Below are 8,920 nucleotides of genomic sequence, written 5' to 3' on the forward strand. Positions count from 1 at the left end.
TGACATAGATCGTTATTGCTTGCACATTTCCAAATCCTTGTTGCCATCGACAAGCAAGCAGACTCGACCCCACAATATGGTGACCTCAGGCGTATAAAAACTCGGTTTAGACATATCGATTCCAGGCTCCGGGTAGAAGGGAACTACTTGGTCTATTGTGATGTGGCCATCTAATGGACCGATACGCCATCTTCCCTCCATGACCTTGGATGAACCATTTGGATCTTGTCGCTTTTGAACTGACGTACCGTCCTTTCTGAGTTCTAAGGTTGTCACATAATTTGAGCGCGAAAAATGGTAGGTTCCCGGAATCCTTGCGTCTGGAGCACCAGGGTAGCAGCCAATTACCGAGATGCTCAAAACCCATATAAAGGCAACATACAGGTATCTTAGCGGCATGGGTTGGTCTCGTCATAGCTAAGCGATTGGTGAATCGTTGTAAAGTGTCCGGACGAGGTTTGGTCTGGCACTGAAGGCATGGGCAAGAACGGACCTCCCGTGAAGGCCGCATTGTAGGCAGACGGTATGTGATAGAACAGCGAATCAATTGTCACATCATTTACAACGTGGACATGCACCGTACTGCCATCTCGCGTGAATCCGTAGCTGAATCCGCCCACCTGTAGAGCAGCGATGCTTCCGCGCATTGCGTCCCTAGGCGCTCGTACACCAGCAGTGAAGGTGTTCACTCCGCCAGCCCCTGGCCCTGATGCACTCAACACTCAGCGATCTAACCCGCGATCTGTACCATCAGTAGGTTCAAGGCACACCCGTGCGGGACAAAGCCGTTAAGTTCCTTCCACTCATAGCCGCTCCCTCAGCTGCTAGCTCTCCAGTGTGCCACACTTGCGGTGGATTACTCCCGATTACCGCTAGCTGGAAGTAATCCCGTAGTGCCCGCAAAGTTTTCAGGCGCCTAAATGGCGCGCGGGAAGGCTTCTGGCATGGAAGGCTTCCAAACCACGTTCGATCTGGTCGGCTGGCTAAAACAAAAGCGGAGGTGATATGGCATTCTTGCTTGACTCACCTGGACGATCCTGCGTATTGCTTTAGTGCGAATCTCGGGGTTGAGCCCAGGGTTTCAATACTAGGGCAATGATGAATGCCAGATTTTGATTGGGGACAAGTTTGCGATGATGGAATTTCACATTTCGAGAGGCGCACGAGACCGCTACCAGTTCGCGGGAAATCTCTTTTCCTTTACGGGCAACGTAGTCTTCGCAAATGTGTCGGCAAGCCGTGAGTTTGCGCACCGGATGAATCAGGTCCGTGATGTGCAGAAGCATCCAGAGCGTGCGGTGCATGCAGGAGCGCTTTACGCCATGGGTTTGATTGACGAGGCCAGTCATGTACTTCTGGAGCGCTATCGGCAAGAGCTTGATCCCGCCGCAATGACAGATGCCCTCACCTTGTTCTCCGGGCACATCGGATCGCATGAGTTGGACCGGATGCTGCTGAGCTTTGTGGAGCAGTTTCCGGGCAGCAGCGTCTATCGCGCGCTGCAAACCCCGAAAGAATGGCTGGCAGGCTCCACCGACGGTACACCGCACCGGGCGGTCGCGCTGGAAGAGATGATGCTGCTTTGGATGGCAAACCGCAATGAGGCCTTCCGGCCATTCGAAGAGTTGTTCGAGGACAGGGGCCTGGCGGAGCAAACCGCCTATCGGAGCGTCGTGGAGAGGCTACCGGCGTATTTTGCGACCCGACCCCTTGTGCCGATGGAGGACTCCGAGCCGCAGAGCCTGTTTGACGTGTTGCGAGCACCCGCGGTGGCCGCTCCAGGCTCGCTGAGGGAGCAACTTGATCTGATCCGGATACAGTGGAGACGGCTGATCGGGGAGAGTCTCGACCGCTTATTGTCGATCGCAGGCGAGATCCTGCACGAAGAAGACCTGGCTATCTGGCTGCAATTCAATCCACCGAACGCTGCAACCGAGGCGGCTGCCAGGGCCGCTGCGGAGGCCGCCGCAGCAGCGGCAGCGCAACGACGCAGGGAGAGCGGGCAGCAGCAATGGCCTTCGACGGGGAGCCAGTCGGAGGTGCCGCAATTTGGCGAAGCGGCCCATGAATCTGAGAAGTTCAGCCCGGACGTGGCCTGGATGCCGGGCGCTGTGTTGATCGCCAAGAGCACTTACGTCTGGCTCGCACAGCTCAGCAAGCAACATCGGAGGTCGATTAATCGACTGGATCAAATCCCGGATGAAGAATTGGATACGCTGGCACGTCGCGGGATGAACTCGCTGTGGCTGATCGGTATCTGGGAGCGCAGCCGGGCGTCGAAAACGATCAAGCAGCTCTGTGGAAACCCGGATGCAGTGGCTTCGGCTTACTCGCTCTTCGATTACAACATCGCCGAGGACCTGGGCGGCGAGCCCGCTTACGTGAACCTGCGGAGTCGTGCCTATGCGCGGGGCATCCGGTTGGCCAGCGACATGGTGCCGAACCATATGGGTATCGATTCGCCGTGGGTCGTAGAGCATCCGGACTGGTTCATCTCGCGGCAGGATCCTCCCTATCCCGCTTACAACTTTGATGGCCCCGACCTGTCGCAGGACCCGCGTGTGGAGATCAAGATCGAGAGCCACTACTACGAGCAGACGGACGCAGCGGTCGTGTTTCGGCGGCGTGACCGGGCGTCGGGGGAGACAAGGTACATCTATCACGGCAATGATGGCACGAGCTTCCCATGGAACGATACCGCCCAACTGGACTACCTGAACCCCGCAGTACGCGAACAAGTGATCCAGACCATCCTGCATGTGGGACGTCTATTCCCGGTCATCCGCTTCGACGCGGCCATGACCCTAGCAAAGCGCCACTTTCACCGGCTGTGGTTTCCCGGCCCCGGTAGCAGCGGAGCGATTCCCTCCCGCGCCGAATACGGGATGTCGAATGCCGAGTTCAACGCACATATGCCGCATGAGTTCTGGCGGGAAGTCGTAGACAGAGTAGCTGCCGAGGTTCCGGGAACACTATTGCTCGCCGAGGCCTTCTGGCTGATGGAGGGTTACTTTGTCCGAACGCTGGGAATGCATCGTGTATATAACAGCGCCTTCATGAACATGATGCGTGACGAGGAGAACGCACAATATCGGCTGGTGCTAAAAAACACGCTGGAGTTCGACCCAGACATTATGAAGCGCTACGTAAACTTCATGAGCAATCCTGACGAGCGGACGACAATTGATCAGTTTGGCGACGGCGACAAGTGCTTCGGCGTTACTGCGATGATGGCGACCTTGCCGGGGTTGCCGATGTTCGGTCACGGTCAGGTAGACGGGTTCACCGAGAAGTACGGTATGGAGTATCGGAGGCCACGGTATGACGAGACTCCGAACCCCTGGCTGGTGGAACGACATGAGCGCGAAATAGCTCCCTTGCTTCACCAGCGAGCCCTCTTTGCCGAGAGCAGCAACTTCTTGCTCTATGATTTCTTCAACGACAACGGCAGGGTGGACGAAAATGTCTTCGCTTACTCGAACTGGCTGGGAGACCAGCGTGGGCTGGTACTCTACAACAACCGCTATTCCACGACAAAAGGGACCGTCGACTGGTCGGCAGCCTACGCAGACAAGCATTCGGGACAACTGCGCCAGCAACGGTTGAAGGATGGTCTGGATCTGAGCGGCGATCCCGCGATCATACTAAGGTATCGCGATTCCCTGACCGGGCTGGAGTATCTGCGGCGCGCCGTGAATACGGCGGAGCACGGACTGAGCATCGAGCTGCGCGCCTACCAATGCCACGTTTTTCTGGATTGGCGCGAGATGCGTGCGACCGCAGACAAACCATGGGACCGCTTGTGCGACGAGCTAAACGGGCGCGGCATTCCCAATCTGGAAGATGAACTGATCAACCTGGCATTGCGGCCTGGACACGACGCCCTCCGCCGGCTACTGGACCCGGCGCTGGTGCGAACACTCGCCGAACTGTCTGAACATCCGCAAGCAGCCAGAGGCTCGGAGAAGCAGAAGAATATCGAGCTGCAGAAGGAGGAATTCTTTGAGATAGCATGGACACGAAGCCAGGATTTCTTGCGCGAATCGCAGGTTGCCTATCGCGCTCGCAAAGGGGAACCTCTCGCGGTCAGACCGACGAATCCAGCCTTGCTCGCAGAGAAATTTCGCGAGCGTGTGCGTGCTGCGATGGACATCCCAGCACTCGAGAGCCTGTTTCCTACGCCTTGGAAGGTCGGGGCCCGCCGATTACTGCCTAGCCTGAGCCCCGAATTGATAGCCACCGCCATTTGGGGTCCGGTGCTCAGCTGGTGTGTCCTGGAACTGCTCGCGGAGTCGATCGACGCAGAGAAGCCGGAGCGCGCGGCACTCGATCTGTTTGATCGATTACGCCTTCGGGAACCCTTGGCACATTCCTTCTCAGCACTGGGATTAGAGGGGGAGGAAAGCTGGCGCGTGACAGCCCGAATCAAGGTTGCCCTGCTGGTTGAAGCTGGAGTGTCCGCGCCCGAGGCTTCCAGCACCATGGCCCTACCCGAAAGAGCGGAAACAGTGCCGATTGACGACGTCGCGGCATCTGCAACCGCTACGAGTGCTGCTCCGGCCAAAGCGCCAGGGGAGCAGAAGCAGGCTACCCCGGCTCTCTCACCTATCCTGTGGCACGACGCGGATGTCCGCTGGCTAACCGGCGTACACGAGGCACACGGGCATACCTATTTCGTCAAGGAGTCCTATGAGGAGTTGATTTGGTGGCTCCAGTTGCCAGTCCTGCGCAAGTTAGCTGGCGAAGCCGTGCCAGACCGCAGCGCAATCGCGGAGTTAAGTAAGGCGATCAACGAGGCCCTGGAGGCAGCCGCGTCCGCGGACTACAGGCTCGATGCGCTCCTTGAGAGTGACAAACCCGAAGCCGAGGCATGCTGATCTGTCTAGGATTGCACAATTTCAGAGGAACGCAGATTCCATCGATAGGGCCGTACAGCCGTTCAATTTGAGCCTGTTGCGACTGCCAAGATGCTTCCGGTGTATGGTCGCTAGCCTACATCGGAAGCGCCCTGGCCATGATGCGAGTGGAAAGGCGAGGTGTTGATCCGAGGCGCTTTCGATTAGGAGGCAAGAAGGAAGGCGCAGGCGCTTGCCGCGGATGCGATGAGTCTATGGAGATTGAATCAAAGCACGCCTGTAATCAGCCATTTAGCTAGATCAACGAAGGCCGATGAAGCGATCTCTGCAAGCCCATACACCCCGAGTATGGCACAGTCGAGCGTCCGCGGCGCCTGCGGCTTCGTTCTTGTCGGTAAACAGGAAGTTGCCCTTCTTCCAACCAGACTGCCAAGGCGTTTTGCGAGGCAAGAAGTTTAAGTTCCTCGGGGGGCGGGCGTGCATTATCGCCGTTCTACAGCTTCATTTCCTTGTCCAGGACAAACGTCTTCACGGTTTCGCGTTTGACGCCGTCAAAGGCCATGGCTTCTACCGTCGCCTGCGACTCCATGGCTTGCTTAAACGACTGCAGGTTCTCTGGCTCCATGCAGACCGCGACTTCATTCCCTGCGATCGTGTAATGGACCGGTGCGCGGAGGGTATACGTCCGGAACAGGTCGCCATGCGTCCGGAAGCCTGCTTCCCACTTCACAGGGTCTTGAACCTGCGCTGTGACGATTACCATAGGCATATTTGTCTCCTTTGAACTTGGGGCATTCTAACTTGCAAACAGGCCGAGAAGTATAGCACCTGAGCACTGTATCGCATTTGAGCGTTCCTGGACGAAGGGTCGGCTCAGCGGATTGTGGACGAGTTAGCGGTAAACGGGAGTAAAACATTGGTTTTGGGAAAGTTCGCAGGGCCAGACGGCCCGAACTGGGCCGAACTTGCCGCAAAGCCGACCAGGCACAACGGGATTACTTCCATGTTGCCCGTCATCCGGCCCCCGCCTGTAGATCTCTTTGACAACATCCCGTGACGCATTAGCGTGGTCACATGGCAGCTTTCGCGTCATTCCCATGGTTGACTATAGAGCGACAGCTGGTTGGGCACCCGTAACTTTCCAAATCCCCAAAGGAACTAAGCAGCTGTGGCGACCAAGAAGTTGTACCGAGCCAGCTGGTGCGGATGTGAGAAGGAGATTCAGGTGCCCGTTGTCTGGCTGGCTTCGCTTTTTGCCAAACGAGCTAACTCGGCGGGGGAGTAAAGTCCTGGCGAAAACGCTCTTTTCCAACTTTTTCGATTTGGCTTAGACTCCCTGAGTCGCCAGCAGCTTGGAAGCTGCTCCACAGAGCTTGCAATTCAGCTTCGGTCGCTTTCGCGACGACAAGTGGCAAGTATTTTGTAGCTTCGTAAGCCCGCCCGGCTCGAGCGAGGACAACAGCGTACGCAACTTTCGCACTGGTGGAGTCCGGTTGCAGTAGCATAATCGCCTGAGCTAGATCCATCGCATCCTGATTGTCATGACGGTCGAGGAGCCCGTAGACGGCTCCCCACAATGGAGAAACATTGGATGGCGAGAACTCAAGGGCCTTCCGAAATCCATCGGTCTCTTCGTTCCTCAGCTTAGTAACGATTTTGGGATCCATATTTTGCCTCTCTTCAAGAGTTACTAGCCGCTGAAGGAAAACTGCACGCTGCTCATAGAGCCCACCGTTTTCCGGCGCCTCTCGAATGGCCTTATCGAGAAGATCAATGGCACGCTTCTCAAGGTCAGTCGCTTTACTCAAATCTTCCAGGGAGTTCAGTTCCAGATCCGCTAGTCGATCTAGGGATCTCGCCAACTGAATCGTATAGTTCGAGTTTGACGGACTCTCCGCCAACAGATCCTCCAATTGCTCTTTTGCTTTGTCCAACTGCAACCGTCTCCGGATTGCCTCTGTTTTTGACGTTGTCGGCTCTTTGGGAATTGCGTTCATCAGCGAAACCGCCTCGGTGACCTTCGCTAGTTGGGAAGGAACCGCAGTGTTTGAACTGGCTGGCTTCTTGGATATCATTGCGGTTATCTCTTTCTGGTGCTTTGCGACATCTCGAGACCAGCGCGCCAGGCAAAGAGCCTCCGGTGCGCGACCCTGATAATCGTAGGCCAGGCTCAGATAATAGGAGGGCTTCCAGTTACGGGGATCATAAATCGTCCAATTCCTGAAAATTTCTTCCGCACGGTCATACTGGCGCTGCTGCAGAAACGAGCGTCCCAGTAATTCTGGATTTTCGTCGGCAAGCATCTTCTCAGTCGCCCCGCGAATCAAGACAGCTCCGTCACTTTGTCCTGGATCAGTCACTTCCCAATATTTTGCGACGTCGTGTCCATTCATCCTCAGTCTCACCACAATCAGGTCTCCGATTGAGTTGATGTCTCCGCTGATCGTCCACTCCCGATTGCGGATCCAGTTGTAGATCTTGATAATGGTATCGATTGAAACCCCCTTCACCTCGATCCCGTAGGAGCTTTGAACCGGAACTTTGATGGACTGTTCGAGCGCGATGGATTGTGTGCCCGTTATGTCGTAGAGATAGTATTCGGCCCCATGGAATTGCGAACCGAGCGCCGCGTGCTGGTTCAGGGTGTCCACAAAGATATTCGAAGCGTTCTTGCCGGACATCGACAACCGCTTGGCCACTTCTGGCGACACCTCGAACTCTTGTACGACCGCCAAACACTGCGGGAAGCATATCCTTTGCACAAACGCAACCAGCATAGTGACGACAATGGCCGCGATTGGAGTGTAGATAGCTAGTTTGACGGCGGTGGCGAAGATCTCACTGATTAGGCGGTTCAGTACAAACGGCTGCGCCGGATTTTGGGAAGTACGCCGTCCAGTAGCGGGTCGTCGCTTAGTGGCTATCATGTCTGGCCTCTGCTTTCCCGAGTGATGATGAATGAGAGAAAATGGCACACTCGCCAGGCCGGCCGAGCGGAGGACTGAATTGAATCGATTGGTTCTCCATGATCGTCGCGCCATTTTCTGAAGTGTCTGTTTTCGACTGCCTTCACTCTCTAATGCGGAAACAAACCTCAAAAGGGACAACCTTTTCAAAGTTTCGGCGTAGTCCCTATGACTGGAAAACGCCGTGGATCAGCCAACGAAGGATCAGCGTCGAAGTCAATGTTCGGGGGCGTGACCTCGCTGGCTTTGTGGCAGAGGCTCAGAAGAAAGTCGACGATGCCGTTCACATTCCAAGTGGATATCAACTGGAGTGGGGCGGCCAGTTCGAGCAGCTTGAGAGCGCGAGTCAACGGTTGATGATCGTCGTACCGGTTGCTCTCACGCTGATCTTCGTCCTTCTCTATATCAACTTCCAAGCCGTAATGCCTGCGCTCTTGATCTTCCTGAACATTCCTCTGGCCGCTACGGGAGGCATCGTTGCGCTCCTCCTCCGAGGCATGCCTTTCAGTATCTCGGCTGGAGTCGGCTTCATCGCACTCTTTGGTGTCGCCGTTCTCATCGGTTGCGCGCTGTCCTGACAACAGCGCTCGTCGCCAGTCTCGGCTTCATCCCAATGGCAATCTCTCAAGGTGCCGGAGCTGAAGTGCAACGTCCCCTAGCGACTGTTGTTATCGGCGGCCTGATAACCTCCACCTTGCTGACATTGCTGGTTCTTCCAACCCTCTACAGATGGATGGAGGAGTGGACGGGAAGAAGATCAGGCAATTGAAGATCGGTTGTGAGATTAGTTCTCATAAAAGCGCATTTCGCGGGCCAGTTCTCAGAAGGTCAGCAACTCGGTAGTTGCACTGACGATGAGATGGGTCCGCGCATAGAGTTTCGTAACAGTCCCCCACCGGTGTTTCCGACCCGCGATAGATGAAACGTGCAAGGGAGTTGGTGTAGAGTGTTTTCGCGTCGTGGGCATAGAGGTCGGTATGAGATTGGTGCGCATCAGCCCGTGTAACAGTCGGACCCGGAACCCCTTGAGCACCCCGGATTGTCGCCACGGGCGGTTTACCGCCCCGGAGCACGCTTTCTAGATTTCTTCAATCGGGG

Annotated in this window: 3 protein-coding genes and 1 pseudogene; 2 read left to right on the forward strand and 2 right to left on the reverse strand. The window is 56.0% G+C overall.

Annotation, left to right across the window (positions count from 1 at the left end; translation table 11 throughout):
* Positions 1-1,133 precede the first annotated feature (1,133 nt).
* On the forward strand, positions 1,134-4,877 hold the full coding sequence (locus Q363_RS20250; protein WP_051979063.1) for an alpha-amylase family glycosyl hydrolase: 3,744 nt from the start codon (positions 1,134-1,136) through the stop codon (positions 4,875-4,877).
* 472 nt (positions 4,878-5,349) lie between these two features.
* Here Q363_RS20250 and Q363_RS20255 read toward each other — a convergent pair whose 3' ends face one another.
* Together Q363_RS20255 and Q363_RS20260 are read right to left on the reverse strand one after the other, a co-directional pair.
* Positions 5,350-5,625, reverse strand: a complete 276-nt coding sequence (locus Q363_RS20255; protein WP_035354067.1) for a hypothetical protein — start codon at positions 5,623-5,625, stop codon at positions 5,350-5,352.
* 496 nt (positions 5,626-6,121) lie between these two features.
* Entirely contained in the window at positions 6,122-7,783 is a 1,662-nt protein-coding gene (locus Q363_RS20260; protein ID WP_035354070.1) for a tetratricopeptide repeat protein, read from the reverse strand.
* Positions 7,784-7,935: 152 nt separating this feature from the next.
* On the opposite strand from Q363_RS20260, the pseudogene Q363_RS20265 reads away from it, so the two are divergent.
* Positions 7,936-8,591, forward strand: a pseudogene (locus tag Q363_RS20265) (efflux RND transporter permease subunit).
* Positions 8,592-8,920 lie beyond the last annotated feature (329 nt).

The organism is Edaphobacter aggregans DSM 19364 (genome assembly GCF_000745965.1).
GTDB classification, from domain to species: Bacteria; Acidobacteriota; Terriglobia; order Terriglobales; family Acidobacteriaceae; genus Edaphobacter; species Edaphobacter aggregans.

Excerpts from the sequence above, each read along its gene's own strand:
- Q363_RS20250 (WP_051979063.1), top strand. The coding sequence starts at position 1,134 with ATGATGGAATTTCACATTTCGAGAGGCGCACGAGACCGCTACCAGTTC.
- Q363_RS20255 (WP_035354067.1), bottom strand. The coding sequence starts at position 5,625 with ATGCCTATGGTAATCGTCACAGCGCAGGTTCAAGACCCTGTGAAGTGG.
- Q363_RS20260 (WP_035354070.1), bottom strand. The coding sequence starts at position 7,783 with ATGATAGCCACTAAGCGACGACCCGCTACTGGACGGCGTACTTCCCAA.